At 59.9% G+C, this 21,800-nt stretch carries 20 protein-coding genes; 15 read left to right on the top strand and 5 right to left on the bottom strand.

Annotation, left to right across the window (positions count from 1 at the left end; all coding sequences use genetic code 11):
• Positions 1–37: 37 nt before the first annotated feature.
• Complete coding sequence (locus tag K7A42_RS09370; protein ID WP_006698074.1) at positions 38–664, bottom strand: ribonuclease D; 627 nt, start codon at positions 662–664, stop codon at positions 38–40.
• Between the two features lie 175 nt (positions 665–839).
• Here K7A42_RS09370 and K7A42_RS09375 point away from each other — a divergent pair, with 175 nt between their 5' ends.
• The 8 genes from K7A42_RS09375 to K7A42_RS09410 all read left to right on the top strand — a co-directional run bounded on the left by K7A42_RS09375 (position 840) and on the right by K7A42_RS09410 (position 9,331).
• On the top strand, positions 840–1,454 hold the full coding sequence (locus tag K7A42_RS09375) for a nucleoside 2-deoxyribosyltransferase (protein WP_035210668.1): 615 nt from the start codon (positions 840–842) through the stop codon (positions 1,452–1,454).
• A complete protein-coding gene (locus K7A42_RS09380) occupies positions 1,451–2,200 on the top strand; it encodes an SDR family oxidoreductase (RefSeq protein WP_035210670.1) in 750 nt (249 codons plus the stop codon). Before K7A42_RS09375 ends, K7A42_RS09380 begins: the two co-directional genes overlap by 4 nt.
• 551 nt (positions 2,201–2,751) lie before the next feature.
• Positions 2,752–3,939: a M24 family metallopeptidase gene (locus tag K7A42_RS09385; RefSeq protein ID WP_112416480.1), complete on the top strand. Its 1,188-nt coding sequence runs from the start codon at positions 2,752–2,754 to the stop codon at positions 3,937–3,939.
• Positions 3,940–4,059: 120 nt separating this feature from the next.
• Positions 4,060–5,664 carry an ABC transporter substrate-binding protein gene (locus K7A42_RS09390; protein ID WP_037090635.1) on the top strand — a complete coding sequence of 535 codons (1,605 nt, stop codon included), beginning with the start codon at positions 4,060–4,062 and terminating at the stop codon, positions 5,662–5,664.
• A gap of 63 nt (positions 5,665–5,727) precedes the next feature.
• A complete protein-coding gene (locus tag K7A42_RS09395) occupies positions 5,728–6,735 on the top strand; it encodes an ABC transporter permease subunit (protein ID WP_004437854.1) in 1,008 nt (335 codons plus the stop codon).
• Complete coding sequence (locus tag K7A42_RS09400; protein WP_004437857.1) at positions 6,732–7,646, top strand: ABC transporter permease subunit; 915 nt, start codon at positions 6,732–6,734, stop codon at positions 7,644–7,646. The genes K7A42_RS09395 and K7A42_RS09400 overlap by 4 nt, the downstream gene beginning before the upstream one ends.
• 3 nt (positions 7,647–7,649) lie before the next feature.
• Positions 7,650–8,489 (top strand): ABC transporter ATP-binding protein, encoded by an 840-nt coding sequence (locus K7A42_RS09405; RefSeq protein WP_112555392.1) that lies wholly within the window; start codon positions 7,650–7,652, stop codon positions 8,487–8,489.
• Positions 8,486–9,331, top strand: a complete 846-nt coding sequence (locus tag K7A42_RS09410; protein ID WP_004437861.1) for an ATP-binding cassette domain-containing protein — start codon at positions 8,486–8,488, stop codon at positions 9,329–9,331. The genes K7A42_RS09405 and K7A42_RS09410 overlap by 4 nt, the downstream gene beginning before the upstream one ends.
• Positions 9,332–9,380: 49 nt before the next feature.
• Here the strand turns inward: K7A42_RS09410 and K7A42_RS09415 are convergent, their stop codons facing one another.
• Both K7A42_RS09415 and K7A42_RS09420 read right to left on the bottom strand, forming a co-directional pair.
• Positions 9,381–10,850 (bottom strand): mannitol dehydrogenase family protein, encoded by a 1,470-nt coding sequence (locus K7A42_RS09415; protein WP_112555395.1) that lies wholly within the window; start codon positions 10,848–10,850, stop codon positions 9,381–9,383.
• A gap of 104 nt (positions 10,851–10,954) precedes the next feature.
• Complete coding sequence (locus tag K7A42_RS09420; protein WP_108081688.1) at positions 10,955–11,629, bottom strand: GntR family transcriptional regulator; 675 nt, start codon at positions 11,627–11,629, stop codon at positions 10,955–10,957.
• A 280-nt stretch (positions 11,630–11,909) separates the two neighbouring features.
• Between K7A42_RS09420 and K7A42_RS09425 the strand changes: the two genes are divergently transcribed.
• Positions 11,910–13,028, top strand: coding sequence for a mandelate racemase/muconate lactonizing enzyme family protein (locus tag K7A42_RS09425; protein WP_112555397.1), 1,119 nt, complete (start codon positions 11,910–11,912; stop codon positions 13,026–13,028).
• 188 nt (positions 13,029–13,216) lie between these two features.
• Here K7A42_RS09425 and K7A42_RS09430 read toward each other — a convergent pair whose 3' ends face one another.
• Positions 13,217–14,239 (bottom strand): LLM class flavin-dependent oxidoreductase, encoded by a 1,023-nt coding sequence (locus K7A42_RS09430; protein ID WP_044459600.1) that lies wholly within the window; start codon positions 14,237–14,239, stop codon positions 13,217–13,219.
• 133 nt (positions 14,240–14,372) lie between these two features.
• Positions 14,373–15,290 carry a LysR family transcriptional regulator gene (locus K7A42_RS09435; RefSeq protein ID WP_112555399.1) on the bottom strand — a complete coding sequence of 306 codons (918 nt, stop codon included), beginning with the start codon at positions 15,288–15,290 and terminating at the stop codon, positions 14,373–14,375.
• 212 nt (positions 15,291–15,502) lie between these two features.
• Between K7A42_RS09435 and K7A42_RS09440 the strand changes: the two genes are divergently transcribed.
• The 6 genes from K7A42_RS09440 to K7A42_RS09465 all read left to right on the top strand — a co-directional run bounded on the left by K7A42_RS09440 (position 15,503) and on the right by K7A42_RS09465 (position 21,797).
• Positions 15,503–16,711 carry an ABC transporter substrate-binding protein gene (locus tag K7A42_RS09440; protein WP_006698064.1) on the top strand — a complete coding sequence of 403 codons (1,209 nt, stop codon included), beginning with the start codon at positions 15,503–15,505 and terminating at the stop codon, positions 16,709–16,711.
• 29 nt (positions 16,712–16,740) lie between these two features.
• On the top strand, positions 16,741–17,526 hold the full coding sequence (locus K7A42_RS09445) for an ABC transporter ATP-binding protein (protein WP_004437874.1): 786 nt from the start codon (positions 16,741–16,743) through the stop codon (positions 17,524–17,526).
• Between the two features lies 1 nt (position 17,527).
• On the top strand, positions 17,528–18,229 hold the full coding sequence (locus K7A42_RS09450; RefSeq protein ID WP_112556699.1) for an ABC transporter ATP-binding protein: 702 nt from the start codon (positions 17,528–17,530) through the stop codon (positions 18,227–18,229).
• 2 nt (positions 18,230–18,231) lie between these two features.
• Entirely contained in the window at positions 18,232–19,119 is an 888-nt protein-coding gene (locus K7A42_RS09455; protein ID WP_004437878.1) for a branched-chain amino acid ABC transporter permease, read from the top strand.
• Between the two features lies 1 nt (position 19,120).
• Positions 19,121–20,128 (top strand): branched-chain amino acid ABC transporter permease, encoded by a 1,008-nt coding sequence (locus K7A42_RS09460; protein WP_006698062.1) that lies wholly within the window; start codon positions 19,121–19,123, stop codon positions 20,126–20,128.
• Positions 20,129–20,201: 73 nt separating this feature from the next.
• Positions 20,202–21,797, top strand: a complete 1,596-nt coding sequence (locus tag K7A42_RS09465) for a GMC family oxidoreductase (protein WP_112556697.1) — start codon at positions 20,202–20,204, stop codon at positions 21,795–21,797.
• The last annotated feature ends 3 nt before the right edge of the window (positions 21,798–21,800 follow it).

Consider the following 21,800-nt stretch of genomic DNA (forward strand, 5'->3'; position numbering starts at 1 on the left):
GTCTGGTAAATCAGTGTTTAAACGAAGGCGAAAACGCTCAGCTATGGGCGAAAATGTCGGTTTCGTCCCAGCCGAGCAGGTCTAGCTTCGCACGGGTCGGTAAAAACGCGAAACAGGCATCGGCATGATCAAGGCGGCCGTCGCGGATGAGACGCGCCGTCAGCTTGTCGCGCAGCGCATGCAGATAAAGAACGTCGGAAGCGGCATATTCGAGCTGCGCCGGGGAAAGCGTTTGCGCTGCCCAGTCAGAAGATTGCTGCGCCTTGGAAATATCGACCTCCAGCATTTCCTTGAGGTTGTCCTTCAGCCCGTGCCGGTCCGTATAGGTGCGGGTCAGCCGTGAAGCGATCTTGGTGCAGAAGACAGGCGTGGTCGTCACACCGAACGTATGGAAAAGCACGGCGATATCGAAACGGCCATAGTGAAAGATCTTCTGGTGGGCAGGATCGGCAAGCATGCGCACGAGGTTCGGCGCTTCTTTCTGCCCAGCGGCGATGCGGATGATGTCTGCCGTGCCGTCGCCCGGCGAAAGCTGGACGACGCAGAGGCGGTCGCGACGCGGCACCAGCCCCAGCGTTTCCGTATCGATGGCGATGGCGCCGGTATAGCGCGCGGCATCTTCGGCGGAAATATCGCCTTCGTGATAACGGATGGGTGCTGCCATGTCCTGCTCCAGAAATTCCTGTCTACTGCTCCGGCTATAACGGAAAGACTAGCGGGACGATACCGTTTTATCGGTCGGTCCGCCGCGCCACGCCGCACGCCCTTGGCACTTGCCTTTGCGAAAGTCCCCGGGTTAGGGTCGGAAATCTTTTCCTGACAAATCGCATGAATTCCCGATGACAAAGAAAATCTATCTCGCCGGACCGGAAGTGTTCCTCCCGAATGCGCGCGAAATGCTCGACCTCAAGGCAGCACTGGCGCGGGAGGCCGGCTTCATCCCGCTTTCGCCGGGCGATCTGCAGATCCCGCCGGCGGATACCAGGATCGGTCATGGCTGCAACATCAATGAAGTCGACGAACGGATGATGCTTGAAGCGGATGCCGTGATTGCCAATCTCACACCGTTTCGCGGCATCGCCGCCGACACGGGAACGAGCTACGAGCTGGGCTTCATGTGCGCGCTGGGCAAGCCGGTGTTCGCCTACACCAATGTCGCGGCCAATCACTTCAGCCGCATCAAGGCGCATTACGGCAATGTTGTCACCGTGGATGAAACGGGCCGGTATCGCGGACCGGACGGGTTGTCGATCGAGAATTTCGACATGGTCGACAATCTCATGCTGCACGGCGGGATTTTGCGGCGGGGCGGCAACGTTATTGTCGGCGACGTTTCCGATGAGGACTTGTATACGGATCTCGCGGCCTACCGGCGTTGCCTTGCAGCGGCGGCGGAAAAACTACTGACACCGATTGACCCTGAAAAAACGAATAGAGTGGAGGCATCATCATGAGCGGAACCATCCTCATCACCGGCGCGACGTCGGGCTTCGGAGAGGCTACGGCCCGACGCTTCATTAGAGAAGGCTGGAAGGTCATCGGCACGGGCCGTCGGGCGGAACGACTGGAGGCACTGGCGGCCGAACTCGGATCGGCTTTCTACGGCGCCGCCTTCGACATCACCGATGAGGACGCGGCCGAAAAAGCGCTTGCCGCCTTGCCGGAGGGCTTCCGAGACATCGATGTCCTCGTCAACAATGCCGGTCTGGCACTGGGCACGGCCCCCGCGCCGCAGGTGCCGCTAAAGGACTGGCAGACCATGGTGAACACCAACATCACGGGTCTGCTGAACATCACCCACCATCTTCTGCCGACACTGATCGACCGTAAAGGTATCGTCGTCAACCTTTCGTCTGTTGCCGCGCATTATCCCTATACGGGCGGCAATGTATACGGCGGCACCAAAGCCTTCCTGCGGCAGTTTTCGCTCGGTCTGCGCTCGGATCTGCACGGCAAGGGCGTCAGGGTAACCTCAATCGAACCGGGCATGTGCGAAACGGAATTTACGCTGGTGCGCACCGGGGGCAATCAGGAAGCTTCGGACAATCTCTACAAGGGCGTCAATCCGATCACGGCCGATGATATCGCCAACACCATCTATTGGGTCGCCTCACAGCCCAAACATATCAACATCAACAGTCTTGAGCTCATGCCAGTCAACCAGTCCTTCGCCGGTTTCCAGGTCTACCGGGAGAGCTGACCTCCCGCGGTAGGGTAGGTTGTGCCGAAAAACCGGGCAGTCATTCCGGAGCTATGCAGAAATGCAATGCTGCATTGCGAGACTTGCTCTGTTAAAAATCACAGATCCCGCTATATTCAAATCATCGAAGCGACGCACTCCTCCTCCCAGCGTCGCTCGATGTGGATCGGTGGTACTCCTCCTCCCAATCACCGATCAAGTTTGAAGCCTGCCGCACCTCCTCCCGCGGCAGGCTTTTTCCTTTTCTGGGCTCTTTTTTACGTGGTGGATTGGCGTCCGTTTCCCGGCTGCACGCGACGCGTGGATAAGGGGCCGGTTTCTCCCTTGGATTTCCGGGGGATTTTTGATTTCCGCGTCAAGGCAACGACTGCTGAAATCAGGCTCGCGTCGATCACGATTTCGTTATGTCTAGATAAATATGCACAGTTTTGTGGCGGTGCGTCCTCCCGCCCCATTGCTTAGCCTTCCCCCTGTGGTTAAGCATGGGCAAAAGAACGCTTGGGAGGTGCCGGCACGCCAGTGTCCGTGCGCCCGAAGGCGGCGGGGAGAGAATGGCAGACTTTCAAGAGGCGCTGAAGCAGTTTCAGCCGATCGCGGTTTCATCGATCGCTGAAGACGAGCTCAGGTTGCGGTTGCGTGGCCTGCAGGCGCGAATGACCCAGCAGAACATCAAGGCGGTCTGGCTCGACGCTTCGTCGTCGCTGACTTATTATACCGGTCTGTCGCTTGGCCTTTCCGAGCGTATTCACGGTGCTCTGGTGCCGGCCGAGGGCGAGCCGATCTATATAAGCCCGACCTTCGAGGAACCGAAACTCCAGACCCTGATCCGTATCCCCGGCGCAGTCGCCACCTGGGAAGAGGATGAAAGCCCGTTCGACCTGATGGCAAGGCGTATCGGTGCGCTGGCCTGTGCAGGTCACTTCGTCGCCATCGATCCGGCTACGCCCTTTGTTTTTGCATCCGCGCTCATGCAGCGTCTGGAAGGCCGCATCATTTCCGCTCAGCCCTTGATCGTCGCCCAGCGGCAGGTCAAGTCTGCAGCGGAGATCGCACTCATTCAGACCGCGATGGATGCGAGCTATAATGTGCAGAAGGCCGTGTTCGAAGGCCTGCGTCCCGGCATCTCCACCACGGAAGTCGCGGATTTCGTCAATGCCGCCCATATTGCCCTTGGCATGAAGCCGCTTTTTGTGGCGGTGCAGTTCGGCGAGGCGACGGCCTATCCGCATGGCGTGCCCCATGCGCAGACGCTGAACCAGGGCGACATGGTGCTGGTCGACCTCGGTGGTATTCTTCATGGCTATCGTTCCGATATCACCCGTACCTATGTCTTTGGCAAGCCAACGGAACGGCAGCGTTTTCTCTGGAATGCCGAACGTGACGCACAGGCCGCGGCCTTCGCTGCCGCCCGCGTTGGCGCCGCCTGTTTCGAGGTGGACAAGGCCGCCCGGGACAGTCTGAAGGCGGCCGGATTTGGCCCGGATTATCAGCTTCCCGGTCTGCCGCACCGCACGGGTCACGGGCTTGGGCTGGATATTCACGAAGAACCCTATATCGTTGCAGGAAATGCCACGGCGCTTGAGCCCGGCATGTGTTTTTCCATCGAGCCGATGCTGTGCGTTTATGGGGAATGCGGCGTTCGTCTCGAAGATATCGCTTACATGACGGAGGCAGGGCCGCGCTGGTTCTGCCCACCGGAAACGAACCTCGACCGGTTGTTTCAGCCGGTCGCCGGGTAATTGGTCGGGAGGCAAAGACCGAACGGCGAGACGGGCATCCCCGTGCCGCCGCTGACCAGAAGAAGGTAGGCCCCTGGAGGGGGCCGCAGGAACTCAGAAAAAGAGGGAAAGGACCATCAGATGAAAATGCTGACCCGCAGTTTGCTTATCGCTTCTGCACTTGCGATGACTTCCGCCATGCCAGCCATGGCGAAGACCTTCGTTTACTGCTCCGAGGCATCGCCGGAAGGCTTTGATCCGTCGCCTTACACCGCAGGCGGCACCTTCGACGCTTCCGCGCATCCGGTCTACAACCGTCTGACGGAGTTCAAGAAGGGCACGACAGAAGTAGAGCCGGGCCTTGCGGAAAAGTGGGACGTTTCCAAGGATGGTCTCGAGTACACTTTCCACCTGCGCAAGGGCGTCAAGTGGCACTCCAACGACAAGTTCACGCCGAGCCGCGAATTCAACGCTGACGACGTGATCTTCAGCTACAACCGCCAGGGCGACGCGAAGAACCCGTGGAACCAGTATATCGCAGGCATCACCTACGAATATTACAACTCCATGGAAATGCCGTCCCTGATCAAGGAAATCGTCAAGGTCGACGATTACACGGTCAAGTTCGTGCTGACCCGCCCGGAAGCGCCGTTCCTCGCCAACATCGCCATGCCTTTCGCATCCATCGTGTCGAAGGAATATGCCGATACGCTTGAGAAGGCCGGCACCAAGGAAGACTTCAACAACCTGCCGATCGGCACCGGTCCGTTCAAGTTCGTCGCCTATCAGAAGGACGCGGTCATCCGCTTCCAGAAGAACGCCGACTACTGGGGTGACGCCCCGAAGATCGACGACCTGATCTTCGCGATCACGCCTGACGCCGCCGTTCGCCTGCAGAAGCTGAAGGCTGGCGAATGCCACCTGATGCCATACCCTGCTCCGGCTGATCTCGCGACCATCCGCGCCGACAAGAACCTCAAGCTCGATGAACAGCCGGGCCTGAACGTCGCTTACTTCGCCTACAACACGACCGTTGCACCTTTCGACAAGCCGGAAGTCCGCAAGGCGCTGAACATGGCGATGAACAAGCAGGCGATCATCGACGCCGTGTTCCAGGGTGCAGGCCAGGTTGCCAAGAACCCGATCCCGCCGACAATGTGGTCCTACAACGACAGCATCAAGGACGATGCTTACGATCCGGAAGCTGCCAAGAAGGCTCTCGAAGCCGCTGGCGTCAAGGATCTGTCGATGAAGATCTGGGCGATGCCTGTGCAGCGTCCTTACATGCCGAACGCCCGTCGTACCGCCGAGCTGATCCAGTCGGATTTTGCGAAGGTCGGCGTCAAGGCCGAGATCGTCTCCTTCGAGTGGGGTGAATATCTCAAGAAGTCCACCGAAACGAAGCGCGACGGCGCCGTCATCCTCGGCTGGACCGGCGACAACGGCGACCCGGACAACTTCCTTAGCGTTCTCCTGTCCTGCGCCGCAACCGGTGAAGGCGGTGCGAACCGTGCACAGTGGTGCAACAAGGAGTTCTCGGACCTCTTGGCCAAGGCAAAGCAGACCACCGACGTTGCCGAGCGCACCAAGCTTTATGAGCAGGCACAGGTGATCTTCAAGGAACAGGCTCCGTGGGCGACGCTTGCGCACTCCACGCAGTTCGTTCCCATGTCCGCCAAGGTTTCCGGCTTCACCATGAGCCCGCTTGGCGACTTCACCTTCGAAAACGTCGACATCGCGGAGTAATCCCCGAACAACCGGACGCGCGGAAGAACCCTGTTCTTCCGCGCGTCTTTTCAGGAAAAAGCCATGATCCGGTTCATTCTCGGCAAACTTCTCTATCTCGTTCCGACCTTCCTCGGGATCACCATCGTTGCCTTCGCCTTCGTGCGCGTCCTGCCGGGCGATCCCGTGCTGCTGATGGCGGGCGAGCGTGGCATTTCGCCCGAACGGCATGCGCAGCTTGCCGAACAGCTCGGCTTTGCCCAGCCCGTGTGGCAGCAATATCTTCATTTCCTGGGACGGCTGCTTCAGGGCGATCTCGGTAATTCGCTGGTCACCAAGAAGCCGGTTCTCACCGAGTTCCTGTCGCTCTTTCCCGCGACGGTCGAGCTTGGTCTCGTCGCCATCATCATCGCAACGCTCATCGGCGTGCCGGTCGGTGTCATCGCCGCCATCAGACGTGGTTCCTGGTTCGACCAGATTTCCATGACGACGGCTCTGGTCGGTTTTTCCATGCCGATCTTCTGGTGGGGGCTGCTGCTCATCATCATGTTCTCCGGTATCCTGCAATGGACGCCGGTTTCCGGCCGCATCTCGCTGATGTATTTCTTCCCCTCCGTCACCGGTTTCATGCTGATCGACAGCCTGATTTCGGGACAGAAGGGCGCCTTCGCCTCGGCCTTTTCGCATCTCATCCTGCCCTCGGTGGTGCTTGCCACCATTCCGCTTGCCGTCATTGCGCGCCAGACGCGCTCGGCCATGCTGGAGGTTCTGGGCGAGGATTATGTGCGCACGGCCCGCGCCAAGGGCATGTCGCCTTCCCGTGTCGTCGGCATTCATGCGCTGCGCAACGCCATGATCCCCGTCATCACCACCATCGGTCTGCAGATCGGCGTGCTGATGGCTGGCGCCATCCTGACCGAAACCATCTTTTCCTGGCCGGGTATCGGCAAGTGGATGATTGATTCCATCTCGCGCCGCGACTATCCGGTCGTGCAGAGCGGCCTGCTGTTGATTGCGGGTCTGGTGATGATCGTCAACCTGCTCGTCGACCTCACCTACGGCCTCATCAATCCAAGGATCCGTCACAAATGAGCGATGTGACCACAGCTCCGGTCGTCAGGCTTTCTGACGCCGCCATCCGCCGCCGGATGATCGCCGATTTCTGGTTCTATTTCCGTCAGAACCGTGGTGCCGTCATCGGCCTTGCCGTGTTTATTCTCCTCGTGCTGGTCGCGGTTTTTGCGCCGCTCATCGCACCGCATGATCCAACCCAGCAATATCGCGATGCGCTACTGGTGCCGCCGGTCTGGCAGGAAGGCGGCCGTGCCGGATTCTTCTTCGGCACCGACGCCGTCGGGCGTGACATGTTGTCCCGTCTGATATACGGCGCGCAATATTCGCTGTTCATCGGCATCGTTGTCGTTTCCATCGCGCTCATTGGCGGCATTGTCATCGGTCTCATCGCAGGCTTCTTCGGCGGCTGGGTCGATACCGTCATCATGCGTGTGATGGACGTCATCCTGGCGTTTCCATCGCTGCTTCTGGCGCTGGTGCTTGTCGCGATCCTTGGGCCGGGGCTCACCAACGCGATGATCGCCATTGCCATCGTCTATCAGCCGCATTTTGCGCGTCTGACGCGTGCGGCGGTGATGAGCGAGCTTCGGCGTGAATATGTCACGGCCGCGCGCGTGGCCGGTGCCGGCAATCTCCGGCTGATGTTCAAGACCATCCTGCCGAACTGCCTTGCACCACTGATCGTACAGGCAACGCTTTCGTTCTCGTCCGCGGTTCTCGATGCGGCCGCACTCGGCTTCCTAGGCATGGGCGCTCAGCCGCCTGCCTCCGAATGGGGCACGATGCTGGCGGAAGCGCGTGAGTTCATTCTGCGCGCCTGGTGGGTTGTTACCCTTCCCGGCCTGACGATCCTGATCTCGGTGCTTGCCATCAACCTGATGGGTGACGGGCTGCGTGATGCGCTCGATCCCAAACTGAAGCGGAGCTGAGATATGAGCCTGCTGAAAATCAAGAACCTGACGGTGAAATTCGCCACCGCCACCGGTGCCTTCACCGCCGTCGACGGCATTGATGTGTCCGTGGACAAACACGAAGTGCTGGCCATCGTCGGTGAATCCGGTTCGGGCAAATCGGTATCGATGCTCGCCGTCATGGGCCTGCTGCCGGATACGGCGACGATTACCGCCGATGAGATGGTCTTTGACGGCATCAATCTGCTGGCCATGTCGCCGCAGGAGCGCCGCAAGCTGATCGGCCGTGAGATCACCATGATCTTCCAGGAGCCGGTCGCCTCGCTTAATCCGTCCTTCACGGTCGGCTTCCAGATCGAGGAAGTGCTTCGCCTCAATCTCGGCATGAGCGGCGCTGCCGCCCGCGCCCGCGCGCTGGAGCTATTCCGTGCTGTCGGTATTCCCGATCCGGAATCCAAGCTCAAAGCCTATCCGCACCAGATGTCGGGCGGGCAGTGCCAGCGCGTGATGATCGCCATTGCGATCGCCTCCAAGCCGCGTCTCCTGATCGCCGACGAGCCGACGACCGCGCTCGACGTGACCATTCAGAAGCAGATCCTCGACCTACTGATGAAGCTGCAGGAAGAATATGGCATGGCGCTGATCCTCATCACCCACGATATGGGCGTGGTTGCCGAGACCGCCGATCGTGTCGTCGTGCAATATAAGGGCCGCAAGATGGAGGAGGCGGATGTGCTGAGCCTCTTCGAAGCCCCGCAGCATCCCTACACCAAGGCATTGCTTTCGGCCCTGCCGGAAAATGCCACCGGCGACCGTCTGCCCACCGTCTCCGATTTCTTCGGCAAGGAGGGCTTTCGATGAGTATCGTGGTTGAAGGCAAGGGCATTACCCGCGACTATCACGTTCCCGGCGGCCTGTTCGGCGGTGCGAGGATGGTGCAGGCCCTGAAGGGCATCGATTTCGCCGTCGAGCGCGGCAAGACGCTCGCCATTGTCGGTGAATCCGGCTCGGGCAAGTCGACGCTGGCTCGCATCATTGCCCTCATCGATCCGGCTTCCGGCGGTGAATTGAAGATCGATGGCCAGCCGGTCGATATCGCCAGGCGCCGTCCCGGCACGGAAATGCGCTCCAAGGTGCAGATGGTGTTCCAGAACCCCTATGGCAGCCTCAATCCGCGCCAGAAGGTGGGTGACGTGCTGATGGAACCACTCATCATCAACACGAAGATTCCTGCTTCCGAGCGCCGCGAGCGGGCTGAAGCCATGCTCGTCAAGGTCGGCCTTGGTCCTGAGCATTTCAACCGTTATCCGCACATGTTCTCCGGCGGCCAGCGCCAGCGCATCGCCATTGCGCGTGCACTGATGCTGAACCCGGCGCTGCTGGTGCTGGACGAGCCGGTCTCGGCACTCGATCTTTCGGTGCAGGCACAGGTCTTGAACCTGCTGCGCGATCTGCAGGAGGAATTCGAACTGACCTACGTCTTCGTCAGCCACGATCTTTCCGTGGTGCGTTACATTGCTGATGACGTGATGGTCATCTCCAAGGGCGAGGCGGTGGAGCAGGGCACGCGCGAGGAACTTTTCGCCGATCCGAAGCACCCCTATACCCGTCAGCTCTTCGCCGCGACCCCGATCACTGACGTCGATGCCATTCGCGCCCGCGTGGAGCGCCGCAAGGCGGCGAGACAGGCGGCGACAGCCTGACGGTTGACGAAAGGTTGGGAGCAGGCCGGATTTCCGGCCTGTTCTTTTTTCAGGACTTCAGGAATCGCCCAATTGCCGCCAGCGCGCCCTGCTCGCGAATGTTGCGATAGGCGGCTTTCAGGGCTAGGACAAAGGTTTCGTTGGCGGGCAGGTCGCTGCCAAAGGTGCGTTCGAAAGCGAGGAAGCGGTCGACCACCGCATCCGGAGCCATCGCCAGTTGATCCGGCGCATCCCACTCTCTGAAGGCGGGGTCGAGAATGGTGATCGGCTGCCCCTTTTCATCCTCCTCTGCGCAGGACCTGATCCACAGCGCGACGGCAAAAATGACCGCTCCGCACTCAGCCTTTTTCGCCAGCAATTCTCGTAGTGGTGAAAGTATCCGCAGCGGCACTTTCTGCGACGCATCGGAGGCGATCTGCATGGTCTTGTGCTGCAATGAGGGATTGGCGAAACGCTGCCGCAGGCCGGCTGCGAATTCAGAACCATCGACGGCAGGGTCCAGCGTCCGTCCGACCTCACGCCAATAGACGTCGATGAAGTCGCGCACGGTCTTTTCAGCCCAGGCATCTGCCACCGTCGCAAGGCCGGCAATCTGGCCGATGGCGGCGATGGCGCTGTGGGAGCCGTTCAGCATCCTCAGCTTCATATGCTCGTAAGGTTCGACATCATCGACGAATTCCACGCCTGATTTCTCAAGCGCCGGCCTGCCATGGGGAAAACGGTCTTCGATGACGAAACGGAAATAAGGTTCCGCGACGACCGGCCATGCATCGCTGAGGCCGAGTGCGGCCGAAATCGCATCCCGGTCCGCATCCGTGGTGGCGGGAACGATACGGTCCACCATCGAGCAGGGGCAGGCAATATTGGCTTCGATGAAGGAGGCCAGTTCCTGATCCGCAAGGCTCGCGAATTCCAGCAGCAGCTTTCGCAGCATGTGGCCGTTGGCGGGCAGGTTGTCGCAGGACAGCAGCGTCAGCGGCAGGGAGCCTTCGGCACGTCTGCGCCGGGTCGCTGCAAGGATGAAGCCGAAGATCGAGCGCGGCCGCTCCGGGTTTTCGAGATCGTGGACGATATCGGGATGGTCGCGCAGCAGGCTGCGGGAGGCGAGATTGGTCAGGTAACCCTTTTCCGTCACGGTCAGGGTCACGATGAGAACGCGCGGGTCGGCCATCCGCTCCACCAGTCGTTCCGGGTTTTCCGGGGCGACGACGGTTTCAAGAATCGAGCCGACGATGCGCAGGCGCTCGCTTTGGCCATCGCGAAGGCAGAAGGTGTAGAGATTATCCTGCGGTTCGATGGCGTCGCGGGTGTCCGGGCTGCGCAGCGATGCGGCGACGATGCCCCATCCTGTTTCGCCGCGATTGAGGCAATCGTCGATGAAAACCGCCTGATGCGCCCGGTGAAAGGCGCCGACGCCGAGATGCACGATGCCGGGCGTGATTTTCACGCGCTCATAGGCAGGGGTCGTGACCGTGTGCGGCAGGCGGGGCAGGGTTCTAGCGGAAAGCCGGTCCATCATCAGCACAAAATCCCCCTGTGGAATGAGATGGTCTCGGCTCGCGCTGATGGAATCGCGACCCCGTGGTTTTCGTGCATGCAGTCCTCCACTTGTCTTTTAAATGATCAGGCGCCGGCCTCTTTGAGCAATCGGACCTGACGCAGCGTGTTCTGGCGGCTGCGCTCCAGGTGCCGCCACAGCGCATCGATGATCTGGGCCTTGCTGCCGGCGGCAATGGCATCGGCAATATTCTGGTGCTCCTCGACCGAACGGGCGTAATCACCGAGGATCGAGACGAAGACCGTGTGGGTCTGGTCTAGAATGCGCTCATGCGAACCGGAAATGACCGGAATGCGCGCCGCTGCGACCAGGGTCGCGTGGAAACTGCGGTCGTAGAAAAGCGCTTTCGACAATTCATCCAGCGTCGAGCCTTTGGCGAAGGCGCGATGTTTGTCGAGGCTTTCCAGCAGTGCCACGTGCAGCGTTCCGTCCAGCTGCCCGGCATCGAAGGCCACTTCCACCGCACCTTTTTCAAGCAGCATCCTGGCCGCGTATAGTTCCTCCACATCCTCGACCGTGAAGTCGCGCACCACCATCCCGCGCCGGGACGAATTGACCACCAGCCCATCCGCCTCGAGTTTCAGGCAGGCTTCCTTGACCGGCGTCGGGCTGATGCCGAGATCGGCGGCAAGTTCATTTGGCAGCAGACGTTCGCCGCCGCGCAATTTGCCGCTGACGATGCGTGCGCGCAGTTCCCGGTGCGCCTGTTCGGCGAGCGTGACTTTGACGAGTGTGTTCATGCCCACATCATCGCCCAGCTTTGCGAAGCAGGCAATGATCGAATATTAAAAATAAAAAATTTTTTATTTTACAAAATCCGTTTTTCCGTTAGCTCTATCTGCCATCGGAAGCCGGCTGCCGGAGGAGGGCGGTCCGGCAATCCCCTGACGGTTTGACTCGTTCAACCATTGGACGCGGGAGATGACGCGATTTCACCCGCCCAGTCGGCAAAGCGTGTCTCAGAAAGGGACTTCCGCCTTTCCTCCCCAGAAGCGTTCAAGCATCGAGGAATGACCGATCATGAAAATTACCGCCGTCGAACCCTTCATCCTGCACCTGCCGCTGACATCGGACTCCATTTCCGATTCCACCCACAGCATCACCCATTGGGGTGTTGTCGGCGCAAAGATCACCACCTGTGACGGCCTCGAGGGCTATGGTTTCACCGGCACCCATGCGCATCTGGCGTCGGACAGGCTGATCACATCCTGCATCAGCGATTGTTACGCGCCCTTGCTCGTCGGCGAGGATGCGTCGGAGCATTCACGGCTTTGGATGAAGCTCGCTCGTTATCCCTCACTCCAATGGGTCGGCAGGGCTGGCATCACCCATCTGGCGTTAGCTGCGATCGATGTGGCTCTCTGGGACCTGAAAGCGAAAAAGGCAGGCGTGCCGCTGTGGCACTATCTCGGCGGCGCACGCACGGCGGCAGTGGAAGCTTATAATACCGATATCGGCTGGCTTTCCTTCTCGTTGGACGATTTGCTTGCAGGCAGCTCAAGGGCGGTGGAGGAAGACGGTTTCACCCGGCTGAAAATCAAGGTCGGGCATGACGACCCGAATATCGATATCGCCCGGCTTGCTGCCGTCCGCAAACGCGTCGGCTCATCCATCCGCATCGCCATCGATGGCAACGGCAAATGGGATTTGCCCATATGCCAGCGCTTCTGTGCGGCAGCGAGGGATCTGGACATCTACTGGTTCGAGGAGCCGCTTTGGTATGACGATGTGACAAGCCATGCCCGACTGGCGCGCAATACCACTATCCCGATTGCGCTCGGCGAGCAGCTTTATACGGTGGATGCGTTCCGTTCCTTCATCGATGCCGGCGCCGTCGCTTATGTCCAGCCGGATGTAACACGGCTTGGCGGCGTCACCGAATATATCCAGGTTGCCGATCTGGCACTCGCCCATCGCCTGCCTGTCGTGCCGCATGCCGGCGAGATGAGCCAGGTGCATGTGCATCTGAGCTACTGGCATCCGGCGTCGACCATTCTCGAATATATTCCGTGGATCAAGGATCATTTCGAAGAACCGATCCAGGTGCGGGATGGTGTCTACAAACGGCCTGAGCAGCCGGGTGCGAGCACGACACCACTGGCGGAAAGCTTCGTGCGTTACGGCAAGGCGCTGAACTAGAGCAGCGGTATACCGCCCGGATTTTAACGGAGGGAAAGCACGTCCTCCGTCATGCCGGACTAGATCCGGCATACAGCCACGGCGCGTCTGCGCCGTAAAAAGACTCTTTTGCGATCAAAGACTTGATCGCGCTGGACCCCGGATCAAGTCCGGGGTGACGGCGTGTGGATGATACGATTTTTCCAGATTTAGCGCCAGCCAAGTGCCGGCGCTACCTGCTTCAGGATGGTCTCGATCACATGGGCGTTATAATCGACGCCCAACTGGTTCGGCACGGTCAGCAGCAGCGTGTCAGCTTCGGCGATGGCTTCGTCGGCCTTCAGCTGTTCGATCAGCTTTTCCGGTTCGGCGGCATAGCTGCGTCCGAAGATCGCACGCGTCTTGTCGTCGATATAGCCGATCTTGTCGTCGCCTTCGTTACCGTAACCGAAATAGGCGCGGTCGCGATCATTCACGAGGGCGAAGATGCTGCGGCTGACGGAGACGCGTGGCTCACGCGCATGCCCGGCCTCCTTCCAGGCTTCCCGGAACGTGCGGATCTGCTGGGCCTGCTGGACGTGGAAAGGCTCACCGGTTTCGTCCGTCTTCAGCGTGGAGCTTTGCAGGTTCATGCCAAGCTTTGCCGCCCACACTGCCGTTGCATTGGAGCTCGAGCCCCACCAGATGCGCTCGCGCAAGCCTTCGGAATGCGGCTCCAGCCGCAGAAGACCCGGCGGGTTGGGGAACATCGGCCGCGGGTTCGGCTCGGCAAAGCCTTCGCCCTTCAAAAGCTCGAGGAAGACCTCGGTGTGCTGACGCGCCATATCTTCTTCGCTCTGGCCCTCGGCCGGGCGATAACCGAAATAACGCCAGCCATCGATGACCTGCTCCGGCGAGCCGCGGCTGATGCCGAGCTGCAGGCGTCCACCGGCGATGAGGTCGGCCGAACCGGCGTCCTCCACCATGTAGAACGGGTTTTCGTAACGCATATCGATGACGCCGGTGCCGATCTCGATCTTTTTCGTGCGGGCGCCGACGGCGGCCAGAAGCGGGAAGGGCGAGGCCAGCTGACGGGCGAAATGGTGCACACGGAAATAGGCGCCGTCAGCCCCCAGTTCTTCTGCGGCCACGGCGAGGTCTATCGACTGCAGCAGCGTATCGGCCGCCGAGCGGGTCTGCGACTGGGGGGAGGGCGTCCAGTGGCCGAAGGATAGGAATCCGATCTTTTTCATAATGACCTTCCAGATTTGGAGGATGTCCGCTAGTGCAGCGACATCGTTGTTATCCCTCATATAAGCAACGGCGCAGATCCTCCAACCTGCGAGACGAAGACAGGGTGTCGCCGAAATGTGAACGATCGCGACTTCAGACCATGATGCCGCGCTTGAGAATAAAGAGCCTTTCGTGGGCGCGCGCGGTGGTGAGGATGAAATCCATCAAGGAGCGCACCCGTGGCACATTGGCAAAGTCCTGATGGCTGGTGAGCCAGTAACCTCGCCGCAGCTCGACCTCACCCGGAAGCACCATCTGCAAATCCGGGAAGCGCGCGGCGATGAAATTCGGCAGGATGCAAAGCCCTCGGCCACCAAGCGTGGCGGTCAGTTGCGCAAAAATGCTCGAAGACTGGAAATTTGGCCGCAGGCCCGGAAGCACATCGCGCATGTAGTCGAGGCCGGGTGAAAAGATCAGATCCTGCACGTAGCCGATGAAGAAGTGGTCGAGCAGGTCTTCCCGCTTCGTGATTTTCGGCTGTCCGGCGAGATAGGACCGTGAGGCGTAAATATGCAGAGTGTAATCGATGATCTGTTCATTGATATAGGGACCGGCCTTCGGCGGATCGAGCGTGACAGCCACATCCGCCTCCTTTCGGGAAAGCGCCATGATCTGCTGGATCGTCACCATTTCCACCATGATGTGGGGATGGGTGGCGGCGAAGTCCTTCAGCCTCTCGACGAAGAAAAAATTGGAAAAACCTTCGGGAGCGCTCAGGCGCACAACGCCGCGCAGCAGGCTGCCGCTTTCGGAAATATCCGATTGCAGCCGTTCAGCCTCTGCCTCTATGCGCTCGACGGTATCGACCAGTCGCCGCCCCACCGTCGTCAGCTCATAACCGCGCGGGTTCCGCTCGAAGAGCTTGGTTTTAAGCGAAAATTCCAGCCGGTCGATGTGGCGGGAGACGGTGGCGTGGCTGGTGCGCAGGCTTCTGGCGGCGGATGAGAGCTGCCCGGTGCGGGCCACGGCCAGGAAATATTGCAGGTCGTCCCAGGTGAAAGGGGTCGCCATAATTGTCTCCCATCAAGAGTTCTGTTCAAAAATGAACAGTCCCTGTTCGCAATTTGATGATGACACGCTCTTGTGTCAACGGCCGAATTCGAGAAGTCTACGCTCAGGATGCGCCGCTTTGAGGAGGGCGGTGCGGCCATTCATGTGCAGGGTTTCGGTTCACTGCTGCACAGACAATCTGAGGCTCGCAATCATCTCTGGGAGGAGAAGTCATGCGCAAGAGTATCGTTTTATCCACGGCCATGGCACTGGCCGCCGGCACCGCCGCTTATGCCGCCGAGATTTCGGACGGCAAGGTCAAGATCGGTATCCTGAACGACCAGTCCGGCGTTTACGCCAATTTCGGCGGCAAATACTCCTATGAAGCCGCGAAGATGGCGGTCGAGGATTTTGGCGGCAAGGTGCTCGGTGCGCCGGTGGAAGTGGTGACCGCCGACCACCAAAACAAGGCTGACGTTGCCTCCAATATTGCCCGACAGTGGTACGACACCGAACAGGTCGACTCCATCATGGAACTGACCTCGTCATCGGTGGGCCTTGCCGTGCAGGCACTTTCGAAGGACAAGAAGAAGATCACCGTCAACACGGGTGCTGCCACCACAGAGCTGACCGGCAAGCAGTGCAGCCCCTATGGTTTTCATTGGGCCTATGACACCTATTCGCTGGCTGTCGGCACCGGTGGCGCACTCGTCAAACAGGGCGGCGACAGCTGGTTCTTCCTGACAGCCGACTATGCCTTCGGTTATTCGCTGGAAGAAAATACGTCCAATTTCGTCAAGGCCAATGGCGGCAAGGTGCTGGGCTCCGTGCGCCATCCGCTCGCAACCACCGACTATTCGTCCTTCCTGCTGCAGGCGCAGTCTTCGGGCGCGAAGGTTATCGGTCTTGCCAATGCCGGTCTCGACACCTCCAACGCCATCAAACAGGCTGCGGAATTCGGTATCGTTGCAGGTGGCCAGCGCCTTGCAGCGCTTCTCTTCACGCTAGCCGAAGTCCATGGTCTCGGCCTTGAGGCAGCTCAAGGGTTGACACTGACGGAAGGTTTTTATTGGGACCGCGACGATGAATCGCGCAAGTTTGGCGAGCGCTTCAAGGAACGCACCGGGGCCATGCCGAACATGGTTCACACCGGCACCTATTCCGCTGTCTTGCATTATCTGAAGGCGATCGAGAAGGCCGGCACCGACGATGCAGACGCCGTCGCCAAGGCCATGAAGGAAATGCCTGTCAACGACGTCTTCGCCAAGGATGGCCATGTGGCCGCCAATGGTCGGATGATCCACGACATGTACCTCATGGAAGTGAAGAAGCCTGACGAAAGCAAGCAGCCCTGGGATTATTACAAGGTTCTCGCCACCATCCCCGGCAAGGAAGCCTTCATGGACCCCGCAAAGAGCGGTTGCCCGCTGGTGACGCAATAAAAGACTGACGCAATAAAGGGGAAAGTTTCATGACGATCGCTCCCGCCCCCGCCGGGCAGGCAGAACCTCGCGTCGTTCTTTCGGCGCGTGGTCTCACCAAGACCTTCGGCGCATTCGCAGCCGTGAAAAACGTCGATCTCGACGTGCATCACGCCCGCGTCCATGCGCTGATCGGCCCCAACGGCGCCGGCAAGACAACGGTTTTCAACCTGTTGACCAAGTTTCTCCAGCCGACAGGCGGGGCGATCACCTTCATGGGAACGGATATAACAAAAACGCCACCGGACAAGGTGGCGCGTCTCGGCCTCGTCAGGTCTTTCCAGATATCGGCGGTGTTTCCGCATCTGACGGTTCTGGAAAACGTGCGGGTGGCGTTGCAGCGGCCCAACAGCCTTGCAACGCAGTTCTGGCTGCCGCTCTCTTCGCTGGACAGGCTGAATGCCCGCGCCGAGGAGCTGATCTCCATGGTGGGCCTCACGCGGGAAAAACACGCGCTTGCGGCCGATCTGTCTTACGGCCGCAAGCGGGTTCTCGAAATCGCGACTACGCTGGCGCTTGATCCCAAAGTTCTGCTGCTGGACGAGCCGATGGCGGGCATGGGTGGAGAAGATGTCTCGCATGTGGCCGAGCTTATTCGTGAGGTGGCAAAGACCCGCGCGGTGCTGATGGTCGAACATAATCTGAAGGTCGTGGCCGATATCTGCCATCACGTTACTGTTCTGCAGCGTGGAGAAATTCTGGCTGAGGGCGATTATGCCACGGTTTCTGCCGATCCGCGCGTGCGCACGGCCTATATGGGCACGGAGGAGGCTTGATATGGCGGCAATGCTCGAAGTCTCCAACCTGAAATCCTGGTATGGCGAAAGCCAGGCGCTGCACGGCGTCGATCTGACGGTCGGCGAGGGCGAAACCATCACCATTCTCGGCCGCAATGGCGTGGGCAAGACCACGACGTTGCGAACCATCATGGGCATCATCCGCAACCGCAAGGGCGTCATCAAGCTCGGCGGCAAGGATCTAATGCCGGTGCCGCTGCATCGCACCGCAAAATGCGGCCTCGGTTTCGTGCCGGAGGAGCGCGGCATCTTCGCGACATTGAGTGTCGAGGAGAATCTGATGCTGCCGCCCGTCGTCGCCGCCGGCGGCATGACGCTCGATGAAATCTACGAGCTGTTTCCCAATCTTTACGAACGCCGCACCAGCCCCGGCACGAAGCTCTCCGGTGGCGAGCAGCAGATGCTGGCCATGGCGCGCATCCTGCGCACCGGCGTCAAGGTGCTGCTGCTGGATGAGCCGACCGAAGGGCTTGCCCCCGTCATCGTACAGCGCATTGGAGAGGTTTTGCAGAAGCTGAAGAGCCGCGGCATGACCGTGGTTCTGGTGGAGCAGAATTTCCGGTTTGCGAGCCGTATCGCCGATCGCTTCTACCTCATGGACCACGGCCAGATGGTCGGCGATTTTCCGGTGGGGGAGCTTTCCGCCCGCATGGGCGAGCTTAACAAGGTGCTGGGGGTTTAACCATGACGATGATCTTCGGCGTTCCAATTCAGGCGCTCCTCGGGCAATTGCTGGTCGGCCTTATCAACGGCTCATTCTATGCGCTGCTGTCACTTGGGCTTGCTGTCATCTTCGGGCTGCTGCGCGTCATCAATTTTGCCCATGGCGCGCAATATATGCTCGGCGCTTTCGTCGCCTTTCTCGGCCTGCAATATTTCGGCATCAATTTCTGGGTGGCGCTCATCGTCACGCCGCTCGTCGTCGCGCTGTTTGGGGCGATCATCGAACGTTTCCTTCTGTCGCGGCTTTATGATCTCGATCCACTCTATGGTCTGCTCTTCACCTTCGGCCTGGCGCTGGTGGTGGAAGGCACGTTCCGGTGGCTTTACGGCGCGGCGGGCCAACCCTATTCGGTGCCGCGCGAACTCGCAGGCGGCACCAATCTCGGCTTCATGTTCCTGCCGAACTACCGCGCCTTCGTCGTCGTGATCTCGCTGATCGTGTGCATCGCCACCTGGGCCTTGATCGAAAAGACGCGTCTCGGCTCCTATCTGCGCGCCGCGACGGAAAACCCGACCCTTGTGCAGGCTTTCGGCATCAATGTGCCTGTTCTGTTGACGCTCACCTACGCGCTCGGCGCCGGCCTTGCGGGTTTCACCGGCGTTCTCGCCGCCCCCATCTATCAGGTCTCGCCGCTGATGGGCACAAACCTCATCATCGTCGTCTTTGCGGTGGTGGTCGTTGGCGGCATGGGCTCGATCATGGGCGCCATCGTCACCGGCTACATGCTCGGTATCGCCGAGGGCCTCACCAAGGTGTTCTACCCTGAGGCCTCCAATATCGTCATCTTCGTCATCATGGCCTTTGTGCTGCTCATCCGCCCCGCCGGACTTTTCGGAAAGGACGCCTGATATGTCCAAAGCCACCCATAGCCCAACAGCCGGCGCAATGCCGCGGACGGAAGTATCGACGACGGCAGCAACCATCAAGACGGTGCTCATTCTGGCCGGGCTTGCCATTCTCATCGCCGCGCCGATGTTCGTTTATCCGATCTTCCTGATGAAGCTTCTCTGCTTTGCGCTCTTTGCCTGCGCCTTCAATCTGCTGATCGGTTATACCGGGCTGCTTTCCTTCGGCCATGCGGCATTCTTTGGCGGCGCTGCCTATTTCACCGCCTATTCGGTGAAGGAATGGGGTGTCACACCGGAAATCGGCCTTGTCATCGGCATGGCGGGGGCCGCTCTCCTCGGCCTTGTCATCGGCTTTTTCGCCATTCGCCGACAGGGCATCTATTTCGCCATGATCACACTCGCCTTGTCGCAGATGTTCTATTTCTTCTGCCTCCAAGCACCGTTCACTCATGGAGAGGACGGCCTGCAGGGCGTGCCACGCGGCCATCTCTTCGGTATTCTCGATCTCAATGGTCCGCTCAATATCTATTACACGGTGCTTGCCGCCTTCGTGTTGGCACTGCTGGTCATCTGGCGTTTCGTCAATTCGCCGTTCGGCATGATCCTGAAGTCGATCCGTGAAAATGAGCAACGCGCCATTTCACTCGGCTATAGCGTGCAGCGCTACAAGCTCGGCGCCTTCGTCATGTCGGCGGCGCTCGCCGGGCTTGCTGGCGGGCTGAAGGCGCTGGTGTTCCAGTTCGCGACGCTGACAGACGTGACATGGCAGATGTCCGGTGAAGTGATCCTGATGACGCTGCTCGGCGGCATCGGCACCATGATCGGCCCGATTTTCGGCGCAGGCCTTGTCGTGACCCTGCAGAACTATCTCGCGACCTCGGACTTCCCGGTCACCATCATCACCGGCCTCGTCTTCATGGCCTGCGTTCTGGTGTTCCGTCGCGGTCTGATCGGTGAATTTTATGCTTCCCGGCTGGGGCGGAAACTCGGCTTTCAGCACCGCAGCTAGCCAATTTTGAAAACACCTGGAAAGCCTCCCCGCGTTCGGGACGACGCGGCAAGGATGGCGTGTGGAGAAGAGAATGGGCGAATATGACTATATCGTCATCGGAGCGGGGAGCGCCGGATGCGTTCTCGCCAACCGCCTTTCGAAAGACCCGAACAACCGCGTGCTGCTTCTGGAAGCGGGCGGCAACGATAACTACCACTGGATTCATATTCCGGTCGGTTATCTCTATTGCATCAACAATCCACGCACGGACTGGTGTTTCAAGACGGCGGAAGAGCCTGGCCTGAATGGACGCGCGCTGATCTATCCGCGCGGCAAGGTGCTGGGCGGCTGCTCCTCCATCAACGGCATGATCTACATGCGCGGGCAGGCGCGGGACTATGACGTCTGGCGGCAGCTTGGCTGCGAAGGCTGGGGCTGGAACGACATCCTGCCCTATTTCCTGAAGTCTGAAGATTTTTATCGCGGCAAGAGTGACCTGCATTCCAGCGGGGGCGAGTGGCGTGTGGAAAAGGCCCGCGTGCGCTGGGATGTGCTTGATGCCTTCCAGAAGGCGGCAGGAGAAGCGGGTATTCCCGCGACTGACGATTTCAACCGCGGAGACAATGAAGGGGCCGGTTATTTCGATGTCAACCAGCGGGCGGGCTGGCGCTGGAACACGGCGAAAGCATTCCTGAAACCGGTGCTTGGCCGCAAGAACCTCACCGTTTTGACCAAGGCCCATGTCAAAAGGCTCATCATCGAAGAAGACCGGGTGACGGGTGTCGAATTCCATCATGACGGCGTCCTGAAAAAAATGCGGGCGCGGCGCGAAACCGTGCTGTCCGCCGGCGCAATCGGCTCGCCGCATGTTCTGGAGCTTTCCGGGGTCGGCCGTGGGGATGTGTTGCAGGCTGCGGGTATCGATACGGTGGCGGAGGTTCAGGGTGTGGGCGAGAACCTGCAGGACCATCTGCAACTGCGCATGGTCTACAAGGTCGCCGGTGTTCTGACGCTCAATGAGCGGGCCTCGACGCTCTTCGGCAAGGCGCGGATCGGCCTGGAATATGCGCTGACGCGCTCCGGGCCGATGTCGATGGCGCCGAGCCAGCTCGGTGTCTTCACCCGCTCTTCGCCGGAAAAGGAAACCGCTGATCTGGAATATCATGTGCAGCCGGTTTCGCTCGACAAGTTCGGGGATCCGGTTCACACTTTTCCCGCCATAACGGCAAGCGTCTGCAATCTGCGGCCGGAAAGCCGTGGCTCAGTGCATGTGAAAGGACCGGATTTCGCCATGCAACCGGAAATCCGCCCGAACTACCTTTCCACTGAAGGCGACCGGAAGGTGGCCATAGATGCCATGCGGCTGACGCGCCGCATCGTCGCCCAGCCGGCCTTTTCCCGCTTCAGGCCGGAGGAATACCGGCCCGGCCCCTCCTTCGAAAACGACAATGATCTTGCCAAGGCGGCAGGTGATATCGGCACCACCATCTTCCACCCTGTCGGCACGCTGCGCATGGGGTCGGATATGGAAAGTGTCGTTGATGCGCGCCTGAAGTTCCGCCGGCTCGCCGGGCTGCGCGTCGCCGATGCCTCGGTGATGCCGCGCATTACATCCGGAAATACCAATTCGCCGACGATCATGATTGCCGAAAAGGCCGCCGACATGATCCTTGCGGATAATCGCTGAAAG

The sequence above is a fragment of the Agrobacterium sp. InxBP2 genome, from assembly GCF_026191755.1.
GTDB classification, from domain to species: Bacteria; Pseudomonadota; Alphaproteobacteria; order Rhizobiales; family Rhizobiaceae; genus Agrobacterium; species Agrobacterium pusense.

Coding starts and splice junctions, on each gene's coding strand:
- K7A42_RS09425 (WP_112555397.1), top strand. CDS start 11,910: ATGAAAATTACCGCCGTCGAACCCTTCATCCTGCACCTGCCGCTGACA.
- K7A42_RS09465 (WP_112556697.1), top strand. CDS start 20,202: ATGGGCGAATATGACTATATCGTCATCGGAGCGGGGAGCGCCGGATGC.
- K7A42_RS09410 (WP_004437861.1), top strand. CDS start 8,486: ATGAGTATCGTGGTTGAAGGCAAGGGCATTACCCGCGACTATCACGTT.
- K7A42_RS09460 (WP_006698062.1), top strand. CDS start 19,121: ATGTCCAAAGCCACCCATAGCCCAACAGCCGGCGCAATGCCGCGGACG.
- K7A42_RS09450 (WP_112556699.1), top strand. CDS start 17,528: ATGGCGGCAATGCTCGAAGTCTCCAACCTGAAATCCTGGTATGGCGAA.
- K7A42_RS09415 (WP_112555395.1), bottom strand. CDS start 10,850: ATGATGGACCGGCTTTCCGCTAGAACCCTGCCCCGCCTGCCGCACACG.
- K7A42_RS09385 (WP_112416480.1), top strand. CDS start 2,752: ATGGCAGACTTTCAAGAGGCGCTGAAGCAGTTTCAGCCGATCGCGGTT.
- K7A42_RS09395 (WP_004437854.1), top strand. CDS start 5,728: ATGATCCGGTTCATTCTCGGCAAACTTCTCTATCTCGTTCCGACCTTC.
- K7A42_RS09420 (WP_108081688.1), bottom strand. CDS start 11,629: ATGAACACACTCGTCAAAGTCACGCTCGCCGAACAGGCGCACCGGGAA.
- K7A42_RS09375 (WP_035210668.1), top strand. CDS start 840: ATGACAAAGAAAATCTATCTCGCCGGACCGGAAGTGTTCCTCCCGAAT.
- K7A42_RS09440 (WP_006698064.1), top strand. CDS start 15,503: ATGCGCAAGAGTATCGTTTTATCCACGGCCATGGCACTGGCCGCCGGC.
- K7A42_RS09370 (WP_006698074.1), bottom strand. CDS start 664: ATGGCAGCACCCATCCGTTATCACGAAGGCGATATTTCCGCCGAAGAT.
- K7A42_RS09405 (WP_112555392.1), top strand. CDS start 7,650: ATGAGCCTGCTGAAAATCAAGAACCTGACGGTGAAATTCGCCACCGCC.
- K7A42_RS09400 (WP_004437857.1), top strand. CDS start 6,732: ATGAGCGATGTGACCACAGCTCCGGTCGTCAGGCTTTCTGACGCCGCC.
- K7A42_RS09435 (WP_112555399.1), bottom strand. CDS start 15,290: ATGGCGACCCCTTTCACCTGGGACGACCTGCAATATTTCCTGGCCGTG.
- K7A42_RS09390 (WP_037090635.1), top strand. CDS start 4,060: ATGAAAATGCTGACCCGCAGTTTGCTTATCGCTTCTGCACTTGCGATG.
- K7A42_RS09455 (WP_004437878.1), top strand. CDS start 18,232: ATGACGATGATCTTCGGCGTTCCAATTCAGGCGCTCCTCGGGCAATTG.
- K7A42_RS09430 (WP_044459600.1), bottom strand. CDS start 14,239: ATGAAAAAGATCGGATTCCTATCCTTCGGCCACTGGACGCCCTCCCCC.
- K7A42_RS09380 (WP_035210670.1), top strand. CDS start 1,451: ATGAGCGGAACCATCCTCATCACCGGCGCGACGTCGGGCTTCGGAGAG.
- K7A42_RS09445 (WP_004437874.1), top strand. CDS start 16,741: ATGACGATCGCTCCCGCCCCCGCCGGGCAGGCAGAACCTCGCGTCGTT.